Here is a 26,417-nt window from a genome sequence, read left to right as displayed (position 1 = left end):
TCTCACAAGACGCCAGGACGTAGTCTCGGCAGTCCTCGTAAGGTTCATTTCTTGCCCATGCAGGCGTCTTCGGCCTTGGTGTAGGCCTCCGTCTTCTCTTCCTTCTTGGAGGGACGCTGCCGGCCCCAGGCTTCGCTGGAGCGCGCGCGCAGATAGACGTAGAGATCGTCCATGTAGCAGGCGACGTTCGGGTTGTCGCCAAAGGCCGGCATGACGTTTTCCTGCGCCGTCGAGATGTTCTTGCGGCCGGAGGCGACCACGCCGAGGAAGTCGCCGTAGCTCATGGCCTTGACCGAATCCTTCAATGCCGGTGCGTAGGTGGATCCCATGCCGTCGGGGCCATGGCAGACGTGGCAGTCGGAGTGATAGCGGCGGTAGCCGGAATAGGTGAACCAGTCCACTGTGCCGTCGGCCGAAATCTTGTAGGTCGGGTTTCCTTCCTTATCGAGCCATTTCCCGTCGTCTTCCCTCTTCAGGGCGGCCGGGTCGCCCGGCCCCTCCGCGGTCGCAATTCCTCCCGACCCAACGAAGACCATCGCAGCAACGACAAAGCAGATTTTACGCAAGAGATTTTTCCTCGGAAGGCGTTCGGTGGAGACGAACCGGCGCGTGGAGCGATCCACGCGCCGGAGCGATGCCGAGAGGGCTAGTTGGGCAGCGAGAACACGGTCAGCGTACCGCCGAGTGCGGTGTAGTTGCTGAGGGCCGCGTAGCCGCCGACTGCGCCGAGGCCGGCGGTCGGATCAGTCAGGCCCGCGGCCAGACCAATGCCGGCCCAGCCACCGACGCCGGAGAGCACTGCGACATACTGCTTGCCGCCGTTCTCATAGGTCGTGACGTTGCCGATGATGCCGGAAGGAGTCTTGAACTTGTAGAGCTCCTTGCCCGACTTGGCGTCGACCGCCTTCAGGTAGCCTTCGAGCGTGCCGTAGAACACCACGCCGCCGGCGGTTGCGAGCGCACCCGACCAGACCGAGAACTGCTCCTTGTTCGACCAGACGATCTTGCCGGTCTTGCCGTCCCAGGCGATGAAATTGCCCATGTGGCTTTCACCCTGCGGCGGATACATCGAGAGCGTCGCACCCACATAGGGCTGGCCCGCGGTGTAGCTCACCTTGAACGGCTCGTAGTCCATGCAGACGTGGTTGGTCGGAACGTAGAACAGCTGCGTGTCCGGCGAGTAGGCTGCCGGCTGCTCGTCCTTGGTGCCGAGCGCGGCCGGGCAAATGCCCTTCACGTTGTGGTCTTCACCGGCCTTGTCGGTCGAAGCTGCGTCGAGCACCTTCGGACGGCCATAGGTCGGCGAGTTCTTGTCCATGTCGACGCCGGAGGTCCAGTTCACCTTCGGATCGTACTTTTCGGCGACCAGCAACTCTCCGCTCTCGCGGTCCATGGTGTAGGCGAGACCGTTGCGGTCGAAATGGGTCAGGAGCTTGCGCGCCTGGCCGTTGATCTGCTGGTCCGAGAGGATCATCTCGTTGACGCCGTCATAGTCCCACTCGTCGTGGGGCGTCATCTGATAGACCCACTTGGCTTCACCAGTGTCCGCGTTGCGCGCGAAGATGGTCATCGACCATTTGTTGTCGCCCGGACGCTGCTTCGGATTCCAGGTCGAGGGATTGCCCGATCCGTAATAGACGAGGTTCAGAGCGGGATCGTAGGACATCCAGCCCCAGGTGCAGCCGCCGCCGATCTTCCACTGATCGCCCTGCCAGGTCTTCAGCGACGAGTCGGCGCCGACCGGCTTGCCGAGCGAGGTCGTCGCAGCCGTGAACTTGATCTGGTCGTCCGGACCTTCGGAGAAGGCGCGCCAGACCTGCTTGCCGCTCTTGAGGTCATAGGCGGTGACGTGGCACTGCACGCCGAACTCGCCGCCGGAGATGCCGACCAGGACCTTGTCCTTGACGACGAGCGCCGCCGAGGTGCCGGTCTCACCCTTTGCAGGGTTGCCGTTGGTCGAGCTCCAGGCCACCTGGCCGGTCTTGGCGTCGAGCGCGACGAGGTTGGTGTCGGCCTGATGCAGGATGATCTTGCCATCGCCATAGGCCAGGCCGCGGTTGACCGTGTCGCAGCACATCACCGGGATGACGTTCGGATCCTGCTTCGGCTCGTACTTCCAGATGATTTTGTTCTCGTTCGAAAGGTCAACAGCGTAGACCTTGTTCGGGAACGGCGTGTGGACGTACATGACGTTGCCGATGATCAGCGGGCCGCCTTCATGGCCGCGCAGCACGCCGGTCGAGAAGGTCCAGGCGACCTGGAGCTTGCCCACGTTTTGTGCGTTGATCTGGTTCAGCTTGGAATAACGAGTGTTGGCGTAGTCGCCCGCCGGCATGACCCAGTCTTTAGGGTTCTGCGACATCTTGATCAGCTCGTCATTGGCTGAAGCGCTGCCGACGGCGAGAGCCGCCGCGGAGCCAAGATAGGTCGCCAGTAGCACCTTGCGCATAGTGATTTCCTCCGTTGGTCTCGTTTATTGTTTCCGAAGCATTGCTCAATCACCGGGCTTCTCGTCCGGCGTCTGCTCGTGCAGGGCGGTCACTTTGGGACCAGAAACGATGCTGTGGTGTTTCCTCCTCCTGATGAGAGCCACGGGTCCACGTGCAGGAGCGGCCCGTTCTTATTGTTCCTGCCGCAATCCCTAACCACTTCGCCATCGGGAAACTTGCCCAAGAGAGAAGGCGGTTTGCTCGACAGCGCACGGAGATGAAGATTTTGATTTTGCAGTAGCGAATTCAGCGGCTTCGGTAAGCCTTTTGCACCGCGTTCAACGCTCAGGTTCCCCTTGACGGCGCTGCAACTAAGGCGGAGGATTAAGCTTCAAGAGTGGCAATGAAACGATGGCGCTCGTTGCAGAAGACCGCTCAACTTCGAGGTAAACGTCACGCAATCACGGCTGAGGGCTCCGGTGGCGCTGGTCGCGATTCGCGTCGAATCTCCAGATCAAACCAGTGGCTGGATTAATGTCCGACACCATTCACACGCTCTCGACGACCGGAATGACGCCGAAGCGGCAGATCCAGAGTTGGATCGACGGGCTGACGAGCCTGTGCGGATATTTCGACGTCGATCCGCTGGAGGCGTCCTCGCTCGAAGGCCGCATCGACTACACCACGGTCTCGCGCCTGAAGCTCTGCCAGATCGAGGTCAGTCAGCACCGCATTGCGCACACGATGGCGCGAGCCAAGGCCAATGAACACCCGTACATCAAGATCCACTTCCAGACCTATGGCGTGTCCTATTTCGAACAGGAAGGCCGCCACATCGAAATCAATCCGGGCGACATCATCGCCTATGACGTCTCCTGCCCGCATTCGATCATCAGCCCCGCCTTCACGCGTCACGACGTGGTGATCGTGCCGAAGGCGCTGCTGCGCGACCGCGGCTTCCCGTCGCAGCGGATGCCCGCGTGCAAGCTGTCGGCGAAGACGGGGACGGGGCGCATCGCCCACGATTTCGTTCATGCGGCTTTCGACGAGGCGGCAAAACTGTCGGCGAACAGCGCGGTCGGCGTCGCCGATTCGCTGATCGACCTGTTGCTGCTGCCGCTACGCGAAGCCGACACGATGTTCGACCGTGTCGGGCCCGAGGCGATGTATGTCCGCGCGCAGTTCTTCATCCGCGAGCACCTGCGCGATCCGGATTTGTGCATCGACCAGATCTCCGCCGAGCTCGGCTGCTCCAAGCGCTATCTGCACATGCTGTTCTCCGAGCGCGGCACCACGGTGAGCGACTATATCTGGCAGGCCCGGCTGCAGAACTGCCGCCAGGAGCTCGAGGCCCACGCCGGCAAGACCATCACCGACGTCGCTTTCTCCTGGGGCTTCTCCAGCTCATCGCATTTCAGCCGCGTGTTCCGGAAATATTTCGGCGTGGTGCCGTCCTCGATCCACAAGGCCCAGCAGGGCACGGCGATCTCGGGCGAACATTAAAGCGCGATGAGATTGGGATGACTCGTCATCGCGCTGTAGGTTGTTGTTTGCGAAAACCGCTTCGCACTTTTCCGCATCATGCTTCAGGCGCACGCCGGAGCTCTCCCGACGCGGTTACGCGGCCCTCGCGACATAGGGAATGCTGGCCACGAGAGCGACGAGCAGCACCGCATTGCCCAGCATTCCGCTCCAATGCAGCCGGCGCAACCGACGCGGCGCCTCGGCATCGCCGGCGTCCCGCGCACTGAGCTGGTCGTCCATCCGTTGCATGAACCAGGGACGTCCCCCGATCGCCAGGGCCGCGATGATGCCGACGCCCATCGCGGCGAGCAGGCGGCCGTCGAGGAGGAGAGCCACCGTTCCGACGACACCGGCAACGCGCATCACCAGGAAATGGGCATTGAACATTCCGCGCAGCAACTGGGCGACGGGCTGGATATCGAGCTTCACCAGCAGGAAGGCGGGCGATGCCAGCGTGAAATAACCCATCGGAAAGAGCAGGATGATCATAACGCCAACGGCGACTGCATCCGGTGTCATGCGATCGGCCCTTCTTGACCGCCCTTGCGAGGCTTCCGGCGGCGACGCACAATCATAGTGAGAAAATGCGTTCCCGACACTAGGCTTTGGTCGGAAGGCGAGGCGGGCCGAGCGCTTCGAGCGGGTGGCTCGAGATTCAGGCCGGCTCGAGGCCGAGCGACTGCGCGCTCTCGATCCAGATCGGCAGCTCGCGTTGGTACAGCGCATTGCTCTCCCTGAAACCGATCGCGGGTTCGAGCACGAAGGTCGCGAGAACCTCCTTCACCTTCGGATCGTTGTTGGCGGCGACGCAGAGCTCGGCGAGACGGTCGACCACCGGCTGCGGTGTTGCCTTCGGCACGGCCCAGCCCGAGAAACCGCTCACCGTGAAGAACTTCGAGGTCGCACCCTGTTCGGGCAGCGTCTTCACGTTCGGGATCGCGTCGACCTTCTTCGAATGCACCGCGAACACGGTGCCGCGGTCGCTTTGCAGAACCGACTGCGCGGCCGTGTAGCTGCCCATGGCGGCATCGAGCGTGCCCTCCAGCATGCCCGTCCACATCGGCGCCTCGCCGCGATAGTGCACCGGCTCGATGGTGAGGCCGTACTGCTTGTTGAGCTCGTTGATCGTCATGTGCGGGGCCGAGCCCGCGCTGTAGGTGCCGAAATTCACTTTGCCGCTCTTGCGCGCGAAGGCGACGAAATCCTCCAGCGTCTTGACGCCGGTCTTGGGGTTCGCCACCAGCAGCAGGCCGGCGCCCGGAATGACGCTGACGAGCGTCAGATCCTTGTCCATGTCGTAGCCCGGGTTCTTCATCACCACCCGGTTCATGATGTAGGTGGTCGAGATCGAGCACAGGACGGTGTGGCCGTCGGGCTCCGCGCGAGCAACTTCGGCCGTGCCGATCGCGCCGGAAGCACCCGGCTTGTTCTCGACAACGACGGTCTTGCCGACCTGCTTGGAGATGAATTCGCCATAGGCGCGTGCGAGCAGGTCGGTCTGTCCGCCGGCGGGATAGCTGCAGATCATGCGGATCTGGCGCGATGGCCAAGTGCCTTGCGATGTGCCCTGCGCCGGGGCGCTGCGCGAGACAAAGGGCATCGCGAGTGCGCCGCTGCCGGCGGCGACGAAGTGGCGGCGATCGAGTTTAGCGGACATGATTCTCTCCCTGATTTTTGCCCAAGGTACCGCATCGGGCTGGCGCCGGCATGGGCGGGGGGCGAGACAGATTGGCGCATTCGAGAAGGCGGCTGTGCTCATTTGCACGTCACCCGGACGATCGCACCTTTCGCACGACCCGCAGCCAGACGATTTCGGTCAGCGCCACTGCAATCAGGCCGAACGTGCCGCCAATCAGGACGTTGACGATGCGCTCCTCGGCGATGCCGCTGGCGCCGCCGGCAAAGGACGCAGCCGGCGCAATGAAGAAGCAGCGCAGGCCGAAGCCGACGATATAGCGGGAGAACGAGATCAGCGTGAGGGTGGCCGCGAGCACCGCGACCGCATAGCCGACCCGGCTCTGCGGCAGCGCCATGCCGGCGAGCAAGCCGAGCGGCACGCCGACGAGAGCGCCGATCGCCCGCTGCTTCAGCTTGCGGGCCGCCACGAGGCGAGTCGATGCCGTCGGGCTGCCGCAAGAGGTACGCTCCCGCTCCTCTGCACTCCCGTCATTTGCGAGCGTAGCGAAGCAATCCAGAATCTTTCCGTCGAGGGACTCTGGAATTGCTCCGCTGCGCTCGCAATGACGGTGTTGATGCAGCTACTCGCAAAAACCAAGTCTTGTGTTCTGGATGCAGCCAGGCACGAAAGCCCTTACCGTCACCGTTGAATGATCTTCATCCAGACATCGCCGAGGATCGCCGGCTCGCGTGGCGGCAGATAGGTCAGGCCGGCCTGCTTGCCGAACTCTGCGATCTTGCCTTCCTGGGCGAGCTCCGTCAGCGCCTTGTTGACCGCCTCGATCAGCGCGGGATCGCTGGCGAGCCCGACATAGCCGCGATTGGCGCCGATCGGGTAATAGTAGCCGGACGCGGTGATCGCCGTATCAGGATATGCAGCGCGGTAGGCGTCGAAGCGGGCAAGGTCGATCAGCGTTGCGTCATGGTCGCCGCGCTGGAGCGCGCCGAGGAGGTCGTCGCGGCCGGGGACGAGATGAGTGATGCCGTCGATCAGGCGTCCCTTGTCGAAGGTCATCAGGATGGCATCGCCGAGCGAGCCGCTCTCGATCACGAGACGAAGCCCGGCGAGGTCGCCGATGTCGGCGATCTTGCGTCCTTTCGCCTTCGGCCCGAGCACGACCGTCATCGGTGAATAGATGTAGGGCTGGCTCGGCGCAAGCACGCCAAGCGCGACGCGGCGGCGCCGGTCGTCGCGCGTGGCCCCGGCGAAATCCGGCAGGCGTGCCGTCTTCATGCCCGGCTTGACGAGGGAATCCTGCGTCAGCGCATAGCCGCCAACCAGCGCGCAGCGCCCGTCGGAGAGCAGCGCATTGGCCTCGAGCTGCGGGCTGGAATCCTCGTCCAGCTTGCTCTCGAACCACTGGATCTTCAGCGGCCGTCCCATCCGCTCCGCGATCGCCTGCGCCAGCAGCACGTCGAAGCCGGCGTCGGGCTCGCCCTTGTGATGCAGCGAGAGCGGCGGCCGGTCCTCGTCGAGACAGATTTTCAGCGGATCGTCGGCCGCATGCGCGGTGGCCGCCGCGAGCAGCGCAGCAACGCCCCACACCGCGAGCCAGCCTCTCATGGCTTCCTCCGGCTCGAGATGAAGGCCCAGAGATCGCCGATCTCCTCGTCGCTCAGGATATCGCCCCAGGGCGGCATCTTGTTGTTCTTGCCGTTCTTCACGGTGGTGACGAAGCGCGTCTTGTCGTCGGGGAAGGCGCGCAGGTCCGGCGTGATGGTGCCGGAGTTCATCATGTTCGGGCCGTGGCAGTGCGAGCATTTCGACGCATAGGTCGACTTGCCATGGTCAATCTGCGCCTGAAGCGGATTACCGGTTGCATCGTCCGCGGCACGAACGGTCGCCGCCAGCGCGACCGTCAGCGCCGCGACGGTGGCGATCATAGCCACCGTGTTGTGAGCTGCGTCTTTCAGCATCGTGCCGTGGTTACTGCTTGACAGCAAAAACCCACAGCGAGCCGCCGGGGGGCACCTTGGCAAGCCGCTCGTCGCCGGAGAACAACGAGTAGACGCCGCCATAGCCGCTCGTGACCGCGACATACTGCACGCCGTCCTGCTGCCAGGTCACCGGTTGTCCCTCGATGCCGGAGCCGGTCTGGAACTGCCAGAGCTTCTTGCCGCTGTCGGCGTCGAAGGCCTCGAACTCGCCGGTCAGCGCGCCCGTGAACACCACGCCGCCCGCGGTCGACAGCACGCCGGAGAAGCGCGGAATATCGGCGGGGGCTTCCCACTTGGCCTTGCCGGTCATGGGATCGATCGCCTTGAGATGACCCCGCGGGCCGTCACCCCATTCCCAGAGGTCGGTGAGGTCCATGCCGAGATACCATTCACCCTGCTTGAAGGTGACGGGCTCGGTCTTGTACCGGCCCCCGAAGGCGAGGGTGTTGGCATAGGCGAGGCCGGTCTGCGGGTTGAACGACATCGGCTCCCAGTTCTTGCCGCCGAGGATCGACGGATAGACCGTCACCTTCTTGCCCTCGCGCGCGTCCTTGGAAACGTCGGTCTCGATCGGGCGGCCCGTCTTCATGTCGATGCCGGTCGCCCAGTTGACCTTCACGTAGGGGTTGGCCGCGAGCAGCTTTCCGTTGGTGCGGTCGAGCACGTAGAAGAAGCCGTTGCGATTGGCATCCATCAGCACCTTGGTCGGCTTGCCCTCGACGTTCATGTCGGCGAGCACCATCTCGGCCACCGAGTCATAGTCGAACGGATTGTTCGGCGAGAACTGGTGGTGCCACTTGATCTTGCCGGTCTTGGGATCCATCGCCAGCACGGCGCAGGTGTAGAGATTGTCGCCGGGACGCACCGCCGAATTGAATGGGCCGGGATTGCCGATGCCCCAATACACAGTGTTCAGCTCGGGATCGTAGGACCCGGTGATCCAGGTCGAGCCGCCGCCGAGCTTCCAGGTGTCGCCCTTCCAGGTGTCGCCGCCAGGCTCGTCCGGCGAGGGGATCGAATGGGTGCGCCAGAGATGCTTGCCCGTCGCCGGATCCCAACCGTCGATGAAGCCGCGGGTGCCGAACTCGGCGCCGGAGATGCCGGTGATGACGACACCGTCGGCGACCAGCGGGGCCACCGTCATCGAATAGCCTTCCTTGATGTCGGCCGCCTTCTGCCGCCACAGCTCCTTGCCGTCCTTGGCGTCGAGCGCGATCACGTTGGCATCCAACGTGGTGCGGAATACCTTGCCGTCGTAGAGCGCAGCGCCGCGGTTGATGATGCCGCAGCAGACGATGCGCGGCGTCTCGGCGGGATACTCGACCTTGGATTTCCATATCTGCTTGCCGGTCTTGGCATCGACCGCCATGGTCGCGTTGTGCGAGGTCACGTAGATCACGCCCTGGTAGACCAGCGGCTGCGATTCCTCGCTGCGATCGTCGTTGAAGGAGTAGTTCCAGACCGGGACGAGGTTCTTGACGGTGTCCTTGTTGATCTGGTTCAGGGTCGAGAAGCGCTGCAGATTGTAGCCCATCCCGTAGTTGAGAACGTTCGATGTATCGGTCGCGCCCTTGACCAGCTGCTCGTTGGTCTGTGCGTACGCACAATTCGATGCAAGCATGACGAGGCCCGCGGCCATCGCGAAGCGTTTCATCCGTTCCTCCCAATATGCGCGCCTTTTGACGCCGCGACGGCAACACTCCGCCCGAATGCAAAACGCGTCAATACGAAAGTCTTAATCGCGGTGGCGATATGTTGAGCGCCAGATGCCAGTTGCCTGACGGAAACCTTACAACCGACTCTTACTTGTGCGCAGGCGCTGGAAAAATTCCGCGACATGATGCATTGCCTGGGCACAGTTGCGGGCCATTGGGTTCCCTGAGGTTGCGGCGCGCAGGTTGCAATTCTGCTTGAACCTGGGCTCGCCTTGCGGATTTATGCTGCTTGATCCCGCTCGAATCGGGGCTGTTGGTCTGGGAGGTCTTGATGATATCGCGTCGCTCTGTTGCACTTGCGTTCACGCTTGCAGTTCTGTCCGGACCGGCCTGGTCGGCATCCGCCGTCAAGATGTTCGATACCGACAATGACGGCACGCTCGATCTGGCCGAGGTGAAGAAGGCCGCAAGCGCGTTGTTCGCCAAGCTCGATCCCGATCACGACGGTACGCTGGACGCGCGTGAATTGCGCGGACGGTTGACGGCGAAGGAGCTCGCCGCCGCTGATCCCGATCGTGACGGCACGCTCACGCTCGACGAATATCTGTCCGTGGTGGAGCAGCGCTTCAACGCGGCCGATCCAGACAAGGACGGAACGCTCGATGCAAAGGAGCTCAACTCGCGCGCCGGCCGGGCGCTGCTGCGATTGCTGCGGTAGCGCTTGACTGGGAGCGAAGGCGATTTGCACGAGAGCGAAATTCGCAAGCAATATTCGACAGTTCGCTGTATCGGCGGTTCGATTCCAGCTTGCGCTGTGCATGACGCAGCCCTAGGTTTTGCCCCGCGCGATGTCGCGCTCAATACCTTGGGAGACCCCGAATGGCCTGGAAAGCTCCGAAGATCGTGGAAGTGCCGGTCGGCATGGAAATCAACATGTACGCCTGCGCTGCGCGCAAGTAAGACTGACGAACCTGCCGCGGCTTCGGTGGCGAATGCCGTCGGAGCCGTGGTAGTGTTCGCCGGATGCGCATTGGAGCCCACACAATTTGGATGGCGGTCGCGTGCACCGTCACTGTCGCGCCGGCTTGCGCAGGCGCCGAAGAGGGTTTTGATACCGAGCACATCTTCGGCTTCATGATCGGCACCGACGTCGGCAACGTCGGTGAACGCGAATTCCAGACCCAGACGACGGGTCGCTTCGGCAGGGGCGGCGGCACCTATCGTGGCCTCGCGCAGGAGGTCGAGATCGAAGTGGTGCCGCTGCCGAACTTCCGGATCGAGCTCGGCGGCACGGCCAGTCTGCACGACATCACCGGCGTCCCCGACATCGACGACCGCCGCCAGTTCAATTTCCAGGGCGCCTCGCTCGACCTGCGCTACCGCCTGCTTGATCGCGAGCGTGCCCCGTTCGGTCTCACCATCGCCGCCGAGCTCCATGGCGACCGCATCGACGAGACCAGCGGCGCCAAGGGGCGGATGTACGGCACCGACTTCACGCTCGCCTTCGACCGCGAGCTCGTTCCGAACTTCGTCATCGGCGCGCTCAATTTGATCTATCAGCCGGAATGGGCGCGCTTCGAGGTGGCGGGGACGTCCGAGAAGAGTTCGACCATCGGCGCGGCGTTTGCCGCCCTGGCGCGGGTGCGGCCCAACGTGCTGCTCGGCGGCGAGATGCGCTATTTCCGGCAATATGAGGGCATCGGCCTCGGCGAGTTCTCAGGCCAGGCCCTGTTTGTCGGGCCTACGGCCTATTTCCAGCTATCGGAGAAGTCGCGCCTGACCCTGAGCTGGAGCATGCAGGCCTGGGGGCGCCCGGCCGGCTCAGGCGGCAATCTCGACCTCGTCAATTTCGAACGCCATCAGGCGCGATTGGTCTTCGGGGTCAATTTTTAGGGCGCTTTTCGCCGCTCCGCGCTTGCGGCAGGGCAATCGCATTTGAAAACTTTTCCCGCGGCCATCCTTCGAGACGCCCGCTTCAGGCGGGCTCCTCAGGATGAGGACGGAGTGCGCGGCAGCAGTTTCACGGGCACTGATGCTGATTAGCCTCATCCTGAGGAGGCGCATAAGCGCCGTCTCGAAGGACGAGGCGTGCGCGCAGGCCGCCGCAACGAGTCATATGCGATAGCCCTGCCGCTCGCGGGGAGAGGCCGGAGTTTGCGCAGCAAATTCTGGGTGAGGGGACTCTCCACGAGTCTCACTTTCACCGCCCCTGCGGAGACACTCCCGCACCCTGACCCTCTCCCCGCCAGCGTGGACGGGAAACAGGTCCTCATCCCTCACATCCGTTTGAAACTACCAGCTCCTTGGAACGTAACCTATCGTGCTATTCTCCATTGCGACTTGCGTGGGATTGCGGCATGAACCCGATCGACCTGGTGGTGACCGTGTGTGCGGTGCTCTCGCCTGCGACCTGCGAGGAGCAGCATCTGGTGTTCAACTATGCGGGCTCGCCCCGCCAATGCGTGATGGCCGCGCCGCCCTACATCGCGCAATGGATCGGTGATCATCCGAAATGGCAGGTGGTGCGCTGGCGCTGCGAATATCCGCACCCGAACGACAAGGCGTAAGCCGGCGCACTACTCAAAGATCCTCATGGCGAGCAGCGCGAAGCGCGTCTCGAACCATGCAGGCCCGGCTCTCGCTCGCAGCAATCCGTCGAGACGCCTGCTTCGCGGGCTCCTCGGGGGAGGTGCTTGTGGGGCGCTACTTCGTGCAGTCCTTCAGATCCTTGTCGGCGATCGAGAACACCGCGTCCGCCCTGATCTCGATGCCGCGGACGATGCACTGCCGTGCATTGGGGTAGCTGACCTTGGCGTCGTAGCGGCCGGGCTCGACGCCGGTGATGCGCAGCCGCTCGTCGTGGTCGACCTCCTTGTCCTTGTCGTTCAGGCATTGGTTCGGTCCCCAGTCGGTCTTGCCGGCCGGCGAGAGCTGGAATCCGGAGATCGTCTCCGTCGTCAGATTCCAGAGCCGGATGCCCTTGCCCTTGGCCTGCGCGGCCGCCTCGCCGGCAAGCGTCAACAACGCGATCAAAGCCAGAATCCAACGCATCAGCCGATCCTCCCATAGGCGCGCCGTCATTCCCTGATCAGGCGCTCGCGGTTCTTTGCCTTGTCGAAATTCTTGGCGCGGTCAAGGCCGTTCAGGGCGATCAGCTTCGCCGAGACGAGATCGGCGCCATTGAAATCGGTGTCGATGACGGTGGCGCCGGTCAGATCTGCTCCGCCGAGCTGGGCGTTCTTCAGTGATGCGCCGCTCAGGTCGGCGCCCCTGAGGACTGCGAATTCGAGATCGACGCGCGACAAATCGGCGTTGCGCGCGTTCAGCCGTTCCAGGTTGGCGGATCTCAGCACCGCGCGCATCAGCCCCATCGACTGGTTGCGCATATCGGCGCCAAGATGCGCGTCCGCGATCGAGGCACCGACCAGGCTGGCGCCGGTGAGGTCGGCAGCGATGCGCGCTTCCGACAGGTTCGCGCCATCGAGACGCGCGCGGGCCATTTGCGAGGCGAACAGATTGGCGCCCTTCAGGCTTGCGCCGGTCAGATCGGCATCCAGCAACCACGCCTGATCGAGGATTGCGCGGTCAAGCCTGGCGTCTCGGAGTATTGTCTTGTTGAGCCGCGCGGCGCGGAGAACCGCGCTGGATAGGTCCAGCCCCGAGAGATCGAGACCCGACAGGCGTTTGCCAGTGAAATCGGCAGGTTGCGCTGGGCTCGCTTTGGCCAGCACGGCCTCGATCTCCGGCCTCGTCATTTCGGCCGAGACCATCGCCGGGGAGGTAAGGTCGACGCCACGCATCATGTCCTGCGCGCCCGCCGTCATCGCAAAAAGTGCGAGGCCAAGCGCCGCAAGACCATGCGTTGCGAGGGTGACCGTTCGCGTCATCGTCAACTCCGCCGCCTGCCTGTCTAGCACGCCCGCCAGGCGACCGGCTATGAGACATCCCGCTCGGTGCGGTCGCCGTGAATTCGTTGGGCGAGGCCGGTCTTGATCGCCGCGATCTCGGCTTCGCCGCGCGTGCCGCGGGGAATGCCGATAGGCACCTCGGCCACGATCCGCGCCGGCCGCGGCGACAGGAAGAACAGCCGGTCGCCCAGGCGCACTGCATCATCCAGGCTGTGTGTCACCAAAAGCGTCATCACCGGGCGGCTCGCCACCAGCGTCGCGATCTCCTCACGGAGGCGGCCTGCGAGGGCGTCGTCGAGCGAGGCCAGAGGCTCGTCGAGCACCAGGAGATCGGGCTCGACAGCGAAGGCACGGGCGAGCGCAACGCGGCGGGCAAGCCCCAGCGACAATTCGCCAGGGAAATGGCTGCGATGGGCTTCCAATTCCAAAATCCTGAACAGCTCGGACAGCTTGGCCTCGGTAACTTCAGGCGCGGCGAGCCGCACATTCTGCTCGACGGAGCGCCACGGCAGCAGCCGCGGCTCCTGGAACACCATGCCGATGCGCGCCTCCGGCGGCCGCGCGATGCGGCCTGCAAAGTCGTGGTCCAATCCCAGGATGATGCGCAGCATCGTGCTCTTGCCGCAGCCCGACGGGCCGATCAGCACGCCGACCTCGCCGGATTGGAGCGCGAACTTGACCGGCGCCAGCACCTCGTGCGTTCCGCCCGCGGCACTCCTGAAGGTCTTGCCGGTGATATCGACCTCAAGCCGCACGGGGCCGCCACACGTTTGCGCGGGCTTCGAACGGCTGCACCAGCAAGGTCTCGATGACGAGCACGACGGCGGCGAATGTCAGCGAATAGGCCAGCAGCCGCGGCGTGTCGAACAGCTGGAAGGCAACGCCGATCTCGAAGCCGACGCCGTTCGGCCGTCCCAGCAGTTCGGCGACCAGCACGATCTTCCACACCAGCGACAGGCCGGAGCGGGCCGAGGCCGCGATATAGGGGGCCAGCTGCGGCAGCACGACGTGGCGGAACGCGCGCCAGCGCGGCATCGCGAACACGCTCGCCATCTCGTCTAGCGAACGGTCGAGCGCGCGCGTACCCTCGCGCAGGGTGACGATGGCCGTCGGCAGCTTGTTGATGGCAATCGCGGCAATGGCCGCGGCTTCGGTGAGCCCGGCCCAGATATAGGCGAGCACGATCACGACCAGCGCCGGTAGATTGAGCAGCAGGATCAGCCAGGGATCGCCGAGCCGGTCGGCAAGCTTCACTCGGCCCATCAAATAGCCGATGGCGCTGCCGAGCGACATCGCCAAGATAAAGGCGAGCGCGACGCGGGCCAGCGTCGCCCCGAGATGCAGGAACAGCGCGCCGCTCGATGCTTCCGCGACCATCACCTGAAGCACGGCCGGGGGGGAGGGCAGCTTCGCGCCGCCGACGAGGAGTGCGGTAATCCACCAGGTCACGAGAAACAGGGCGAACGACAGAAGGCGCAGCACCTCAGTCTCCGGGGATCGCGTGATAGAAGGTGCCGGGATCGAGCTCGGCCGCGGGGCCGACGAGATCCCGGCCGCCGGTCTCGGCCAGCACGCGGTAGAGCACGCGCGCGTCCTTCTCCTCGTCGTCGATGCTCCGGCGCGGAATGCCGTCGCGGTAGCGGTCGCGGTAGGTCTTGAGCAGGGCCGGATCGGACGTGCCGGTGAGCGGCGCGACCTTGTCCCAGGCGGTATCGGATGTGACCAGCAGCTGCTTGGCCTTGCGGGTCATCGCGATGAAGCGGGCGACGGCATCCTTATGGCTCGCCGCCCAGCTCTCGTCGAAGACGTAGCCGACCGCGGAAACAGCTCCCTTGGCGCCGAGGTTCGGCAAAATCTCCTCGATGCTGGCGAGGCGCCGAAAACCCTTGGCCTCGAGCTGGGCACAGAAATTCCAGAAGTTGAGGCTCGCATCCATTTCGCCGTCGAGCGCCTTGGCCGCGATCAGCGGCGGGGCGCCGTAGACGATGGTCGCGTCCGACTTCAGGTCGATGCCGTCGTGCTTCATCCGCGCCTGCAACAGCAGCCAGCTCTTGTCGATCGCCCCGCCGGCGACCGCAAGTTTGCGGCCCTTGAGGTCGGCGAGCGTCTGAAGTGGCGAGGACGCAGGCACCATCACGGCGCCGAGCGCGCTGGAATAGGGATAGAAGGTGAGCTTGGCGCCCATCGCGCGTTCGCGCGACACCCACAGCCAGTCCGACAGTATGATGTCCGCGCTGCCTGCACGCATCGCGATCTTGCCGGCTTCGGTGCTCGCGAGCTCTGTGACCTCCAGTGACAGATCGGCCTCCTTGTCGAGGCCGGTGCCGCGGATCGCGGCCAGCTCCCAAGAGAATGTTCCGGTCTTCTGCACCGCAATGCGGATGGTATCCGCCGCGTGAGCCGGTGCACCCAGCGTCAGTGCCAGCGTCACCGCAAGCGCCGATATTCGTCCCAAAACTCTCGTCACCTTGTGAGCCGCTTCCTCTGACAGAGTGCTTTTCAGGACAATAGGCATAGCATAGCTTTGGTCGCAACCTGCGAGAGGACGCGCATGAAACTGGCCGGGCAGCTACGACCGATTGTCGCCGCATGGGCGGTATTGGCGGCGACCGCATGCGTGGCGCGGGCCGGGGAGGCCAATGACTATCCGACCGCAGCACGCGCGGAATATGTCTATGGCTGCATGAAGGCCAATGGCGAGACACGGTCGGCGATCGAGCAATGTTCCTGCTCGATCGACGTGGTCGCCTCGATCGTGCCCTACGAGCGCTATGTGACCGCGGAGACCGCGCTCAGCATGTCCCAGGTCCGCGGTAATCTCGGCGTGCAGTTCCGGACCTCGGAGCAGGCGAATTCGGCGGTGAATGATCTGCGCCGGGCGCAGGCGGAAGCCGAGGTGAGGTGTTTCTAGCTATTGCGGCACAGACGGCGCCCTCTTCCTTCTCCCCTTGTCTTGTGGGAGAACGTGGCGCGAAGCGCCGGATGAGGGGTATGTCTCCTCATACTCAGATACTCAGGCGTCTAACAGTATCAACTGCGGAGAAATACCCCTCACCCGTCTCGCCGCTACGCGGCGATCCACCCTCTCCCGCAAGGGGAGAGGGGAGTCAGTGGTAGCCTGGAGAAACTACGTCCCCGGCTTCTCCACGTCCCATTCATTCCGGAACACGTGCCCGTCCGTATCCTTTGCCTCCGCGCGAAAACGCTTGGCGCCGTTGGAGACGTAGGTGAAGCGCAGATTGGGATCTTCCGAGATCGAGATGCCGGCTTCCATGGACAGCACGGGGCTGTCGTCCTGCGTCAGCTTCAGCTGGTTGATGAAGAAGGCGGGAATATAGAGCTGCGTGACCTGGTCCATCTGCAGCCCGGAATTGTTGGGATGGCCGATCATGATCTGAGCCTCGCGGACGCGGCTCGCAGGACCGTCCTCACGGGCGAATTGCCGGTAGCGCATCTGGCCGAGCCGGTTCCTTGCTTCCTCGATGTTCTTTCCCGCCGGTGCGGAGCAACCGCCGGAGGCCTTCACATAGACTTTCGAGACGTAGAGCTGGCCGTCGCTCAGCTCGGCCACCGCATGGACATCGGTGTAGTTGTTGACGCGCACGCGGGTCGAGATTTCCGTGACATTGGCATCTGCCCCGAGCTCGAACTTCGCCGCCATCGGCGCGGGATTGCGGTCGATCACCAGCGTGATGAAGCGGATGCGGCGGCTATCAGCCGGCGACAGCTTGCTGCGCAGAGTCACCGGCACGATCGCCGCGTCCTCGGCGCGATACGGCATCTCGATGCCGATGATGTCGGCACCGTCGTTCATCGGACGGTTGCTGAAGATGTCCTGCACCAGGCTCGGCCAGGGATCGTAGGCCTCTTCCGCCTGCGCCGGCACGGCGAAGGCGATGCCGAGGAGCAGGGCGATCAGGGGCAGGCGGCGTGTGCATCCCGTCATGGTCATGATCCTGCGCGCGAAGCAGAATTCGGCCTGAGCGTAGCGCGCCCGCTACTCCCATTCAATTTCCGAAAATGCTGCAGTTGCGTTGCGGGCGTTGTAGTCGTCGAACAATTGCCAGTGCGGCCGCCCCCCGGCGGCCGCCTCGTCCGCGGCGACGCGGATCGGCTGGCCCTTCTTGTTCAGGGCGCGGACGTCAGACAGCAGCGTTGACAAGTAACGCCGCTCTTCAGTCAGCGCGGCAGGCCAAGCGCTCACAGGGCCGTGACCGGGAACGACGCGCAGCGCGGGGATGGCCTCCAAATCCTTCAGCGACGTCAGCCAGCCGCGGATGCTGCCGTCCATCACCGGGATGTGGCGGAGAAAGACGAGATCGCCGGCGAACAGGGTCTTTGTGCTCTCGTCGAACACGGTCAGATCATTGTCGCTGTGCCCGACTGGCCATGCGCGCAAGGTCAGGCGGCGCGAGCCGAGGTCGAGCGTCAATGTGTCCGTCACGAGCAGGGTGGGCGGCACGATCTTCACGGAATCGATCAGCTCGCCGCCCATGATGCGTCTGAAATTGTCGAGATAGAACGGCCCGCGGCTCGCCAGCGCCTGCGGCAGCTTGCTGTGCCCGGCGAAGCTGGTTCCCTCCGCCACGAAGGCGGCGTTGCCGAAGACATGATCGGGATGGCCGTGGGTGTTGACGACGTAGCGGATTGGCTTGGTGGTGCGTGCCTTCACCGCCGCCAGCAGCGCCTCGCCCTCGCGAAAACTGCCGCCGGTGTCGACCACGGCCACCGCATCTTCGCCGACGATAAAGCCGACATTGGCGATGTCGCCAGCGTTCTCGCGGCTCATCAGGGCGATGGTCCCGGAGTGTACGAAGATTCCCGGCGCCACTTCGCTCACAGGCAATTCGGCCGCGCCGGCGCGTGCTAGCGTCGCTGTTCCGAGGGACAAGGCTGCGATCACGAGGGCAATGCGAGACACTTTTCCGCCTCAGTTCCAAGGGTTTTCCGCATTGCGCTGCAACAAAGCAAGGCCAGCACAAAGCTTGGCAAGACATGGTGCGTCATGCGTTGCATGGATAACATTCAAACAAAACGAGGAGGAAGCGCGATGACGAAGGCCGGACGACATCGTCGCTGGTTGTTTTCACTATGGGTCCTGGTTGCATGCCGCGCACTCGGCGATGTCGCCGTTGCGCAGACGAGTGAGACCGGCGATCTCTCGTTCGAACTGGTCGATCCAAAGGTGCTGCGCGTCTGCGCCGACCCGCGCAATCTGCCGTTCTCGAACGAGAAGGGCGAGGGCTTCGAGAACAAGCTCGCCGAATTCCTGGCGGACAAGCTGCAGAAGAAGCTCGACTACGTGTTCTTCCCGCAGGCTACCGGCTTCGTGCGGATGACGCTGGGCGCGCATCGCTGCGACGTCATCATGGGCTTCCCGCAAGGCGACGACCTCGTGCAGGGCACCAATCCCTATTACCGCACGACCTATGCGCTGGTCGCCAAGACCGGAAGCGGTCTCGAGGACGTCGACACGCTCGAGGACGCGCGCCTCAAGGGCAAGCATGTCGGTATCGTCGCCGGAACACCGCCTGCAACCAACATGGCGCTTGCAGGCCTGATGGGGGACGCAAAGCCCTATCCGCTGATGATCGATACGCGGTTCGACAATTCGGCGCAGGCGATGATCGACGACCTCGCCGCCGGCAAGATCGATGCCGGCGTGCTGTGGGGGCCGATGGCCGGCTATTACGCCAAGAAGGCCGGCTCTTCGCTCCATGTCACGCCGCTGGTGAAGGAAACGACGGGGCCGAAGCTGGTCTATCGCATCGGCATGGGCGTGCGGCCCGCCGACCAGAACTGGAAGCGGCAGCTCAACAGGCTGATCCAGGAGAACCAGGGCGAGATCAACAAGATCCTGCTCGATTTCGGCGTGCCGCTGCTGGACGAGAGCGACCGGCCGCTCGGCGCGGAGACCGCCAAGAAGATGCCATGAGACGGTCTGTCGCCACTGTGCTGGTTGCCGCCATTCTGGCGGCGCCGGCTTTGGCCCAGCAGGAGCCGTTCGAGCCCGAGGACTACCGCACCGACAATTACCGCGCGCCGGTGCCGGCGACGCTGGCGAACGCGCGCGTCCTCGCGACGGCGGAAGCCGAAGCGATCTGGCGCGCCAGGAGCGGCGCGTTTGTCGACGTGATGCCGCGTCCGCCGAAGCCGAAGAACCTGCCCGAAGGCACGGTGTGGCGAGACGCCCCGCGCAAGAACATCCCGGGCAGCATCTGGCTGCCCGATACCGGCTACGGCAATTTGCCGCCGGCGATGGACGATTATCTCCAGCGCGGCCTCGCGCGTGCCTCGCGCGGCGACAAGGCCGCGCTGCTGGTGATCTATTGCCTCGCCGACTGCTGGATGTCGTGGAATGCGGCCAAGCGCGCGCAGGCCTACGGCTACTCCAACATCGCCTGGTACCCTGAAGGCACCGACGGCTGGGAGCGCGCGAACCTCCCCACGGAAGATGCACGGCCGGAGCCGCGCCCGGAGCAGTAGGCGTCTGAATTGGCTCCGCAATGACGGTGCTGGAGAGGGACGCAATTCTCTCCTCGTCATTGCGACCGCAGCGATCCAGAGTCCCTCCGGAAAGATTCTGGATTGCTTCGCTGCGCTCGCAATGACGGTGTGGATGGAGTGTCGCTAAATCGATCGGACGAACTCGCCGAGACTCCCCCTCACCCGGATTGCATCTTCGATGCAATCCGGCCTCTCCCCGCGAGCGGGGGAGGCGAAAATACCAGCGCTACTGCTTCTGCAGCTTCGTCAGCGTCCCCGTACCGTTGGTCTCCGTGGCGGAGTACGTCACCCTGTCGCCGGCATGGACCGCGTCCAGCATCGCGGCGTCCTTGGTCTTGTACTCCTGGAGCGCGCCAGCGCCGCCGGCACTGCCGCCGACCGTGCCTTTCTGGGTCTGCTGGATCGAAATCGTGCCGTTGAGCCGATCGATCCGCGTGACCATTCCGGTCATGTCGTCAGCGAGAGCGCTGGAGGCGAGCACGCTGATGACCGCAGCGCCCGCGAAAATGAATTTTGTTGTTCCCATCGAGGTCTCCTGACGTCTGGAGTTGACTTCGACAAGCCATCATAAATCGATTTGGTTCCGGTAGATAGCGCGGCAAAAGGTTAACGCTTCCGAGGCCATCGCGGGAACTTTTCGTGAGCCGTCAGCGTAGCTGACGCTATTCCATTTCCTGCTGAATCACACGGCCGAGCGCAAACAGGCGCTGGTCGATCGAGGTTGGAACCTCGCAGACGAAGCGCACCACCTTGTGACGGTCCTCGAAGATGCGGGTCTTCCAGATCAGCTCGTTGCTGAGCGACTCGATCTTGGCCTCGTCGCGCGGAGACGCGCTCTGCAGGGCCTGGAGCTGAAGCGTTTCCTCGCGGATCTTGTCGGCGGCGTCGCGCTGCTTGCGGCTGACGCGCTCGAGCCCGAGCATGACCTGGGAGCGCTGGACGTTGAGCGTGTCGAACAGGCCGGCGAACAGCAGCTTGGCGTTTGCAGTCTTATCGGCGGCGGAACCTGCGAGAAACTCCTTCACCATCTTTTCCGCCTCGTCCAGCGGCGTCTTGCGCGCGGCCAGCTTTGAGACCAGGGTGCTGACCTTGGCGTCGTCCTTCCACTTCGTCTCGGCGTCACCGAGCGCAGGACCGGCCCAGACGGCGGCAAGCGAGATCTCCGGCACTTTTGCCTGTGTGCAGGGCCAGTCCGGGAAGCGCGGATCGGCCGCGCGCGCGGCCGTGCTCGCAGCAGCGAGCACTAGGACAGCCGTCGCCAGAACCCGAACCTTCATCCTTCGCCTCCCGCAGGCGCCCGTCGCGCCAGCCCGCGCGAGGGATCATAGGCCAGAATTGCGCCGGTCATGAAGACGATTGTGCAGGCCGCGACCACTGCCAGCGAGACCCAGTTGATCTGTCCGTATAGCGCGAAGCGGATCAGCTCGACCGCATGGGTGAACGGATTGGCCGCGCAGAGATAATAGAGATAGGGGCTGCCCTCCTGCACCCGCCAGAGCGGATAGAGCGCGGAAGAGGCGAAGAACATGGGGAAGATCACGAAGTTCATGACGCCGGCGAAGTTTTCCAACTGCTTGATGCCCGAGGAGATCAGCATGCCGAGCGAGCCCAGCATCAGCCCGGACAGGATCAGCGCCGGCAGCACCGTGAGATAGCCCGATGGCGGCGGGGTGATGTCCCAGAACCAGGCGATCAGCAGGAAAGCATAGACCTGGAGCAGCGACACTGCGGTGCCCGCGAGCAGCTTGCAGAAGAGCAGGAAGCCGCGCGGCAGCGGGCTCACCAGCAGCGTGCGCATGTTGCCCATCTCGCGGTCATAGACCATCGACAGCGAGGACTGCATGCCGTTGAAGAGCTGGATCATCGCCATCAGCCCGGGCGCGATATAGACCTCGTAGAGAATGTAGGTCTCGTAGGGCGGGATGATGGAGATGCCGAGCACCTGGCGGAAGCCGGCGGCGAAGATGAACAGCCACACCAAAGGCCGCACCAGCGCCGAGACGAAGCGCTCGCGCTGATGCAGGAAGCGCAGGCCCTCGCGCCAGACGATGCCGGTGAGGCAGGTCATGTACTCCGCGGTCGAGAAACCGCGCGGCGCATCGCGCGTGGTGATGCTGCTCATGAGCCGCCTCCCGGCATGGTTTGCGCGCCGGTCAGGCGCATGAAGGCGGTGTTGACGTCCTGCGCGCCGGCCTCCGTAATCACGCGGCTCATCGGTCCCCGCGCCAGCACCTTGCCCTGGTGCAGCACCACGAGATCGTCGCCGGGCAGGATCTCGTCGAATAGGTGCGTGGCCCAGAGCACGCCGATGCCTTGCTCGGTCACGAGCTGACGGACATGGCTGATGATGTCGGCGCGCGCCTTGACATCCAGGCCGACGGTCGGCTCGTCCAGCAGCAACAGACGCGGCCGGTGCAGCAGCGCGCGGGCGATCTCCAGCCGGCGCATCTGGCCGCCGGAGAGGTCGCGGACCTTGCTGCCGGCGCGCTCGGAAAGCCCGATGCGGCCGAGCAGATCGGCACTGCGCGCGGCGGCTTCGCGGCGGCTGATGCCGTGCAGCGCGGCGTGATAGAGCAGGTTCTGCGTCAGCGACAGGTCGAGATCGAGCGTGCGCGGCTGGAACACGACGCCAAGCAGCCGCAGCGCCTCGCCAGGACTCTTGCTGACGTCATGCCCGAAAATGCCGACTTGGCCGGACTGGATGCCGAACAGCCGCGTGATCAGCGAGAACAGCGTGCTTTTGCCTGCGCCGTTGAGCCCGAGCAGCGCAGTGAAGCTCGCGGGCTGCACGTTGAAGGAGACGTCCATCAGCGCGCGGCGCGGGCCGTAGGAATGACTGACACCATCGATCGCGAGCGCCGGCACCGCGGCCGGATCGGGCTTCGGCGTGTCGCGCGGTTCGGTGATGGGAGCGGGGCTGGTCATGGCGTGATCGTGATGCCCCAGGGCAGTTCGCCCACCTGGATGGTCTTGATCACCTTTTGCGCGGCAACATCGATGACGGACACGTCGTTCGACACGCCGTTGGTGGTGAGCAGGTATTTTTCGTCCGGCGTGAATGCCATGTGCCAGACGCGCTGTCCGACCAGCAGGTATTTCGTCACCTTGCGCGAGGCGACATCGACCACGGCGACGCGGTTGGCGGGGCCGAGCGCGACGAAGGCGGTCTTGTCGTCTTTGGTCATGCCGATGCCGACCGGCTGGATCGCCTCCTTCCGCAAGCCCGGAATCTCGAACGTGACCTTGCCGATCACCTCGTGCTTGCCGGGGTCGATCACCGATACGGTGCCGCCGATCTCCGAGGACACCCAGACTTCGGAAGAGTCATGCTTGAATTCGGCAAAGCGCGGGCGCGCATCGACCAGCACATTGGCGACGATCTGGCGCGAACTGGTGTCGATGAAGTGCGCCATGTTGGTGGTCTCGGACGTGTTGATCAGCATCTTGCCGTCGGGGCTGATGGTCATGCCTTCTGGCTCGACGCCGACCTGGATGTCGCCGAGGCGGGCGCGCTTCTCAAGGTCGATCACCGTCACCGTGTTGTCGTTCTCGTTGGCGACATAGAGAATTTTTCCCGCCGCATCTTGGGCAAACAGCTCGGGGTCGGGGCCGGAGGGCAGGCTGTCGACCACGCTTTGCGTCTTGGCGTCGATCAGCTGGATGGTGTCGTCGTCGCCGACCGCGACCATGACGAACTTGCCGTCGCGCGTGAACTCGATGCCGCGCGGGCGCTGGCCGACCTTGATGGTCTTGGTCACGGTCCAGCTGTCGGTATCGATCACCGAGACCGTGTTGCTCTTCTCGTTCGAGACATAAGCGATGAACGCATGCGCGGGCGCTGTCGCAAACGCTAGACCCGCCAGCAACGCTGCTCCCAGCTTACGCGACATCTGTCCGCGAGCTCGTTTCACCTCCCGCGCCTGCGGGGGAGGTCGCATCGCATCGTAAGATGCGATGCGGGAGAGGGCTCTTTCCTCGTGGGGAGTCTTCGTCGTGGAGACACCCTCTCCCCAACCCTCCCCCGCGAGCGGGGGAGGGGGCCCAGTGTCGTCGCGGTACCAGCTTGAACTCATCGCACAATGCTCACTTCAGCTTGCATTTGCTCTCCGGGCGGTCGTAGCCGAGCGTGTCGAGTTCGGAGACCTGGTGCAGGAAGCCTTCCTGCGGCGACACCGACACCACCATGCGGCCGTCGACCAGCAGGATCGGCTGGCGCAGCTGCAGGTTCCAGTCGCGCAAGGTGAGCCGCGTGCCCTTGAAGGCGGCCACCGAGAAGTCCGGGCCCTTGATGAAGCCGGTGACCTTGCTGACGTCGCCGGAATTGGTGCGCGAGGTGGCTTCGCCGATCATGCGCACCGCGGTCCAGGCCTGCATGTCGAGCGCGGTCATGCGCCGCGAATTCAGCTTGATGAAGCGGTTCTGCATCTGGATCGCGCCCCACTGGTCCTGCGACGCGTCCCAGCTGCGGGGCACGAGGCCGGCCGAGCCCGCGACGGGCCGCGGGTCCCAGGTGCGATAGGGCAGGTAGGCGCCGAACACCTCGCTCTCGTCGGCGGCGACCAGCACGTCGTGGGCGGGCGCCTGCTGCGTGAATACCGGCATCTGCCGCTGGATCTGCGTGACGCCGGAGTCGGTGCGCCGCGCGCCGCCTTTGTCCTCGAAGGTGCGCTCCTGCACGATCTTGGCGCCGAACCGCGTCGCGGTGCGCCGGAGCGCATCGGCGAACAGCTTGTCGTCCTCATGCGAGCCGACCACCAGCAGCCAGCGCGACCACTTCTTCCACACCAGATATTGCCCCAGCGCATCGGCCAGCATCGCTCGAGTCGGCGCGGTGTGGATCACATTTGCGCGGCAATCGGCCTCGCGCAGCCGCTCGTCGATCGCGCCGGCATTGAACAGCAACGTGCCGCGGTCGCGCAGGGCGTCGGCAACCTTCAAGAGCGCATCGGCCGGCAGATCGGCGATGATGAAACCGTTCTTCTCGGCGAGCGCGGTTGCGGCCTGCACCGCGTCTTCGCCTTCCTTGATGCGGCGCTCCTCCAGCGTAAACCGCTGGCCCGTGAATTTTCCGGTGGTGTTGTTGTCTTCGATGGCGAGGCGGGCGCCGGCGACGCCGTCGTTCTCGGCGGGCTGCTCGACCAGCGACAGCGTCGATCTGGTGCCGGCGACGCCGAGATAGCCGACGCCGATCGTGACAGGGTCGGCCGCGAGCGCGCTCGTCGCGGCAAGACTCCAGCCGATCAGGCCGACCAACCATCGGATCATATTTCCTCCAGGCATTCTCCCCGGCTTGACCGCCGGTGGAGAATTGTTTCTGCTTCAAACATGACCGATTTGTCAGGGCATGCAACCCCGCATTTCGTCCTTGCGCGCCTGAGGGCGGGAATCACGATCATGCGAGCATTATTGACGATCGCAGCTTTGGCGTTGACGGGATCGACCGCGTTGGCCGATCCGCCGAAGCTCGCCGTGTTTGATTTCGAGCTGATCGACACCAGCCTGCCCGGCGAGTTCTACGGCTCCAAGCCCGAGGAGGCGCGGCTCCAGCGCATCAGCGAGCAACTGCGCAAGGAATTGGCAGAGTCGGGCAAGTTCCAGGTGCTCGACATCGCGCCGGTCAGGGATGCCGCCCGTCGCGCGAACCTGCAGGCCTGTGGCGGCTGCGACCTCAAGCTCGCCGGGCAGCTGGGCGCCGAGCTCGAGATCACCGGCATGGTGCAGAAGGTCTCGAACCTGATCATCAATTTGAACATCTATCTGCGCGACGTGAAGACCGGCAACATGATCACCGCCGCAAGCGCCGACATGCGCGGCAACACCGACGAATCCTGGACGCGCACGATGAGCTACCTGATCCGCAACCGCCTGCTGGCGCCGAATTACGGCAAGCCGTGAGTAGGGCGGGAGAAGGGAAGGAAGATCACGCCGTCAATCTCGCCGCGTGCCAGTGCAGATGATCGCTCATGAAGGTCGAGATGAAATAATAGCTGTGGTCATAACCTGGCTGGCGCCGCAGCGTCAGCGGGATGTTGGCCTCGCTGCAGGCCGCGTCGAGCAGCTCGGGCTTGAGCTGCTCCTTCAGGAAATTGTCGGCATCGCCGTAGTCGACCAGGAAGCCGGAAAATTTCGCACCGTCCTCGATCAACGCCACCGCGTCGTGGTTGCGCCAGGTGTCCTTGTTCGGTCCGAGATAGCCGGTCAGGGCCTTGATGCCCCAGGGCACCTGCGATGGTGCGACGATCGGCGCGAATGCGCTGGCTGCGCGGTAGCGGTGCGGGTTGCGCAGCGCCACCGTCAGCGCGCCGTGGCCGCCCATCGAGTGTCCCATCACCGACTGCCGCTTGGCATCGACGGGAAAATTTCCCGCCACGAGCTTGGGCAACTCGTCCGTGACATAGCTCCACATGCGATAGTTGCGCGCGAACGGTTCCTGCGTCGCGTCGACATAGAAGCCGGCGCCGAGACCGAAATCATAGGCATTGTTGGCATCACCGGGCACGTCGGGCCCGCGCGGCGAGGTGTCGGGCGCGACGAAGATCAGGCCGAGCTCGGCGCAGGCCTTGCGGAATTCGCCCTTCTCGGTGACGTTGGCATGCGTGCAAGTGAGGCCGGAGAGGTACCAGACCACGGGCAGCTTGGCGCCGGCGGCATGCGGCGGAACATAAACCGAGAACACCATGTCGGTTCCGGTCGCCTGGCTGGCATGGCGATAGACGCCCTGCACGCCGCCGTAGGACTTGTTGGTCGAGACGGTCTGAATCGTCATGCCCTAAGCTCCA

The 26,417-nt window shown here is 64.2% G+C and carries 30 protein-coding genes and 1 pseudogene; 9 read left to right on the top strand and 22 right to left on the bottom strand.

Translation table 11 applies throughout. The features are described from left to right. Window positions 1-44: 44 nt before the first annotated feature. Both ACNJYB_RS27955 and xoxF5 read right to left on the bottom strand, forming a co-directional pair. Complete coding sequence (locus tag ACNJYB_RS27955; RefSeq protein ID WP_439375662.1) at window positions 45-536, bottom strand: c-type cytochrome, methanol metabolism-related; 492 nt, start codon at window positions 534-536, stop codon at window positions 45-47. 110 nt (window positions 537-646) lie between these two features. Next, the gene (gene xoxF5 / locus ACNJYB_RS27950) at window positions 647-2,449 is read right to left on the bottom strand and encodes a lanthanide-dependent methanol dehydrogenase XoxF5 (RefSeq protein ID WP_439369742.1); all 1,803 of its coding nucleotides are present in this window, start codon (window positions 2,447-2,449) and stop codon (window positions 647-649) included. 514 nt (window positions 2,450-2,963) lie between these two features. Between xoxF5 and ACNJYB_RS27945 the strand changes: the two genes are divergently transcribed. Beyond that, window positions 2,964-3,932 carry a helix-turn-helix domain-containing protein gene (locus ACNJYB_RS27945; protein WP_439369741.1) on the top strand — a complete coding sequence of 323 codons (969 nt, stop codon included), beginning with the start codon at window positions 2,964-2,966 and terminating at the stop codon, window positions 3,930-3,932. Between the two features lie 114 nt (window positions 3,933-4,046). On the opposite strand, the gene ACNJYB_RS27940 is transcribed toward ACNJYB_RS27945, so the two are convergent. The 6 genes from ACNJYB_RS27940 to ACNJYB_RS27915 all read right to left on the bottom strand — a co-directional run bounded on the left by ACNJYB_RS27940 (window position 4,047) and on the right by ACNJYB_RS27915 (window position 9,222). Next, window positions 4,047-4,472, bottom strand: a complete 426-nt coding sequence (locus ACNJYB_RS27940) for a hypothetical protein (RefSeq protein WP_439369740.1) — start codon at window positions 4,470-4,472, stop codon at window positions 4,047-4,049. A gap of 136 nt (window positions 4,473-4,608) precedes the next feature. Then, a complete protein-coding gene (locus ACNJYB_RS27935) occupies window positions 4,609-5,610 on the bottom strand; it encodes a Bug family tripartite tricarboxylate transporter substrate binding protein (RefSeq protein WP_439369738.1) in 1,002 nt (333 codons plus the stop codon). Between the two features lie 109 nt (window positions 5,611-5,719). Continuing rightward, entirely contained in the window at window positions 5,720-6,058 is a 339-nt protein-coding gene (locus tag ACNJYB_RS27930) for an FUSC family protein (protein WP_439369737.1), read from the bottom strand. Window positions 6,059-6,270: 212 nt separating this feature from the next. Next, a complete protein-coding gene (locus ACNJYB_RS27925; RefSeq protein WP_439369736.1) occupies window positions 6,271-7,194 on the bottom strand; it encodes an ABC transporter substrate-binding protein in 924 nt (307 codons plus the stop codon). Next, window positions 7,191-7,547: a c-type cytochrome gene (locus ACNJYB_RS27920; RefSeq protein WP_439369735.1), complete on the bottom strand. Its 357-nt coding sequence runs from the start codon at window positions 7,545-7,547 to the stop codon at window positions 7,191-7,193. Before ACNJYB_RS27920 ends, ACNJYB_RS27925 begins: the two co-directional genes overlap by 4 nt. Before the next feature lie 10 nt (window positions 7,548-7,557). Further along, window positions 7,558-9,222: a methanol/ethanol family PQQ-dependent dehydrogenase gene (locus ACNJYB_RS27915; protein ID WP_439369734.1), complete on the bottom strand. Its 1,665-nt coding sequence runs from the start codon at window positions 9,220-9,222 to the stop codon at window positions 7,558-7,560. Between the two features lie 332 nt (window positions 9,223-9,554). On the opposite strand from ACNJYB_RS27915, the gene ACNJYB_RS27910 reads away from it, so the two are divergent. The 4 genes and pseudogenes from ACNJYB_RS27910 to ACNJYB_RS27895 all read left to right on the top strand — a co-directional run bounded on the left by ACNJYB_RS27910 (window position 9,555) and on the right by ACNJYB_RS27895 (window position 11,790). Next, on the top strand, window positions 9,555-9,941 hold the full coding sequence (locus ACNJYB_RS27910; RefSeq protein ID WP_439369733.1) for an EF-hand domain-containing protein: 387 nt from the start codon (window positions 9,555-9,557) through the stop codon (window positions 9,939-9,941). Window positions 9,942-10,102: 161 nt separating this feature from the next. Beyond that, the gene (pqqA, locus tag ACNJYB_RS27905) at window positions 10,103-10,183 is read left to right on the top strand and encodes a pyrroloquinoline quinone precursor peptide PqqA (protein ID WP_012029362.1); all 81 of its coding nucleotides are present in this window, start codon (window positions 10,103-10,105) and stop codon (window positions 10,181-10,183) included. Window positions 10,184-10,208: 25 nt separating this feature from the next. Further along, window positions 10,209-11,116: pseudogene (locus ACNJYB_RS27900) on the top strand (hypothetical protein). 464 nt (window positions 11,117-11,580) lie between these two features. Next, window positions 11,581-11,790, top strand: coding sequence for a hypothetical protein (locus ACNJYB_RS27895; RefSeq protein WP_439369732.1), 210 nt, complete (start codon window positions 11,581-11,583; stop codon window positions 11,788-11,790). A gap of 136 nt (window positions 11,791-11,926) precedes the next feature. On the opposite strand, the gene ACNJYB_RS27890 is transcribed toward ACNJYB_RS27895, so the two are convergent. From ACNJYB_RS27890 to ACNJYB_RS27870, 5 genes are read right to left on the bottom strand one after another with little or no spacing between them, the layout of a single operon-like run. Further along, window positions 11,927-12,274, bottom strand: a complete 348-nt coding sequence (locus ACNJYB_RS27890; protein ID WP_439369730.1) for a hypothetical protein — start codon at window positions 12,272-12,274, stop codon at window positions 11,927-11,929. Window positions 12,275-12,300: 26 nt separating this feature from the next. After that, the gene (locus ACNJYB_RS27885) at window positions 12,301-13,110 is read right to left on the bottom strand and encodes a pentapeptide repeat-containing protein (protein WP_439369729.1); all 810 of its coding nucleotides are present in this window, start codon (window positions 13,108-13,110) and stop codon (window positions 12,301-12,303) included. A 47-nt stretch (window positions 13,111-13,157) separates the two neighbouring features. After that, window positions 13,158-13,886 carry an ABC transporter ATP-binding protein gene (locus ACNJYB_RS27880; RefSeq protein ID WP_439369727.1) on the bottom strand — a complete coding sequence of 243 codons (729 nt, stop codon included), beginning with the start codon at window positions 13,884-13,886 and terminating at the stop codon, window positions 13,158-13,160. After that, window positions 13,876-14,613, bottom strand: a complete 738-nt coding sequence (locus tag ACNJYB_RS27875) for an ABC transporter permease (protein ID WP_439369726.1) — start codon at window positions 14,611-14,613, stop codon at window positions 13,876-13,878. The genes ACNJYB_RS27880 and ACNJYB_RS27875 overlap by 11 nt, the downstream gene beginning before the upstream one ends. 1 nt (window position 14,614) lies before the next feature. Continuing rightward, the gene (locus ACNJYB_RS27870) at window positions 14,615-15,598 is read right to left on the bottom strand and encodes an ABC transporter substrate-binding protein (RefSeq protein WP_439369725.1); all 984 of its coding nucleotides are present in this window, start codon (window positions 15,596-15,598) and stop codon (window positions 14,615-14,617) included. 84 nt (window positions 15,599-15,682) lie between these two features. Here ACNJYB_RS27870 and ACNJYB_RS27865 point away from each other — a divergent pair, with 84 nt between their 5' ends. Then, window positions 15,683-16,042: a hypothetical protein gene (locus ACNJYB_RS27865; protein WP_439369724.1), complete on the top strand. Its 360-nt coding sequence runs from the start codon at window positions 15,683-15,685 to the stop codon at window positions 16,040-16,042. Window positions 16,043-16,258: 216 nt separating this feature from the next. Here the strand turns inward: ACNJYB_RS27865 and ACNJYB_RS27860 are convergent, their stop codons facing one another. Together ACNJYB_RS27860 and ACNJYB_RS27855 are read right to left on the bottom strand one after the other, a co-directional pair. After that, window positions 16,259-17,077, bottom strand: a complete 819-nt coding sequence (locus ACNJYB_RS27860) for a quinoprotein dehydrogenase-associated SoxYZ-like carrier (RefSeq protein WP_439369723.1) — start codon at window positions 17,075-17,077, stop codon at window positions 16,259-16,261. Between the two features lie 51 nt (window positions 17,078-17,128). Further along, on the bottom strand, window positions 17,129-18,052 hold the full coding sequence (locus tag ACNJYB_RS27855; protein WP_439369722.1) for a quinoprotein relay system zinc metallohydrolase 2: 924 nt from the start codon (window positions 18,050-18,052) through the stop codon (window positions 17,129-17,131). 129 nt (window positions 18,053-18,181) lie between these two features. Between ACNJYB_RS27855 and ACNJYB_RS27850 the strand changes: the two genes are divergently transcribed. Together ACNJYB_RS27850 and ACNJYB_RS27845 are read left to right on the top strand one after the other, a co-directional pair. After that, entirely contained in the window at window positions 18,182-19,066 is an 885-nt protein-coding gene (locus tag ACNJYB_RS27850) for a substrate-binding domain-containing protein (RefSeq protein ID WP_439369721.1), read from the top strand. Further along, window positions 19,063-19,617: a PQQ-dependent catabolism-associated CXXCW motif protein gene (locus ACNJYB_RS27845; protein ID WP_439369720.1), complete on the top strand. Its 555-nt coding sequence runs from the start codon at window positions 19,063-19,065 to the stop codon at window positions 19,615-19,617. Before ACNJYB_RS27850 ends, ACNJYB_RS27845 begins: the two co-directional genes overlap by 4 nt. A gap of 247 nt (window positions 19,618-19,864) precedes the next feature. Here the strand turns inward: ACNJYB_RS27845 and ACNJYB_RS27840 are convergent, their stop codons facing one another. The 6 genes from ACNJYB_RS27840 to ACNJYB_RS27815 form a co-directional block, all read right to left on the bottom strand. Continuing rightward, window positions 19,865-20,164, bottom strand: coding sequence for a copper-binding protein (locus ACNJYB_RS27840; RefSeq protein ID WP_439369718.1), 300 nt, complete (start codon window positions 20,162-20,164; stop codon window positions 19,865-19,867). 136 nt (window positions 20,165-20,300) lie between these two features. Further along, window positions 20,301-20,915, bottom strand: coding sequence for a hypothetical protein (locus tag ACNJYB_RS27835; RefSeq protein WP_439369716.1), 615 nt, complete (start codon window positions 20,913-20,915; stop codon window positions 20,301-20,303). Then, window positions 20,912-21,760 (bottom strand): ABC transporter permease, encoded by an 849-nt coding sequence (locus tag ACNJYB_RS27830; protein WP_439369715.1) that lies wholly within the window; start codon window positions 21,758-21,760, stop codon window positions 20,912-20,914. Before ACNJYB_RS27830 ends, ACNJYB_RS27835 begins: the two co-directional genes overlap by 4 nt. Next, window positions 21,757-22,563, bottom strand: a complete 807-nt coding sequence (locus ACNJYB_RS27825) for an ABC transporter ATP-binding protein (protein WP_439369714.1) — start codon at window positions 22,561-22,563, stop codon at window positions 21,757-21,759. Before ACNJYB_RS27825 ends, ACNJYB_RS27830 begins: the two co-directional genes overlap by 4 nt. Then, complete coding sequence (locus ACNJYB_RS27820; protein ID WP_439369713.1) at window positions 22,560-23,528, bottom strand: YVTN family beta-propeller repeat protein; 969 nt, start codon at window positions 23,526-23,528, stop codon at window positions 22,560-22,562. The genes ACNJYB_RS27825 and ACNJYB_RS27820 overlap by 4 nt, the downstream gene beginning before the upstream one ends. 193 nt (window positions 23,529-23,721) lie before the next feature. Next, window positions 23,722-24,903: an ABC transporter substrate-binding protein gene (locus tag ACNJYB_RS27815; protein WP_439369711.1), complete on the bottom strand. Its 1,182-nt coding sequence runs from the start codon at window positions 24,901-24,903 to the stop codon at window positions 23,722-23,724. A gap of 60 nt (window positions 24,904-24,963) precedes the next feature. On the opposite strand from ACNJYB_RS27815, the gene ACNJYB_RS27810 reads away from it, so the two are divergent. Next, entirely contained in the window at window positions 24,964-25,533 is a 570-nt protein-coding gene (locus ACNJYB_RS27810) for a DUF3280 domain-containing protein (protein ID WP_439369710.1), read from the top strand. A gap of 25 nt (window positions 25,534-25,558) precedes the next feature. Here the strand turns inward: ACNJYB_RS27810 and fghA are convergent, their stop codons facing one another. Next, window positions 25,559-26,404, bottom strand: coding sequence for an S-formylglutathione hydrolase (gene fghA, locus ACNJYB_RS27805; RefSeq protein WP_439369709.1), 846 nt, complete (start codon window positions 26,402-26,404; stop codon window positions 25,559-25,561). Window positions 26,405-26,417: the final 13 nt, after the last annotated feature.

This window comes from Bradyrhizobium sp. SMVTL-02, assembly GCF_051853005.1.
GTDB lineage: Bacteria > Pseudomonadota > Alphaproteobacteria > Rhizobiales > Xanthobacteraceae > Bradyrhizobium.
This window is presented reverse-complemented; position numbering and strand designations above follow the sequence as displayed.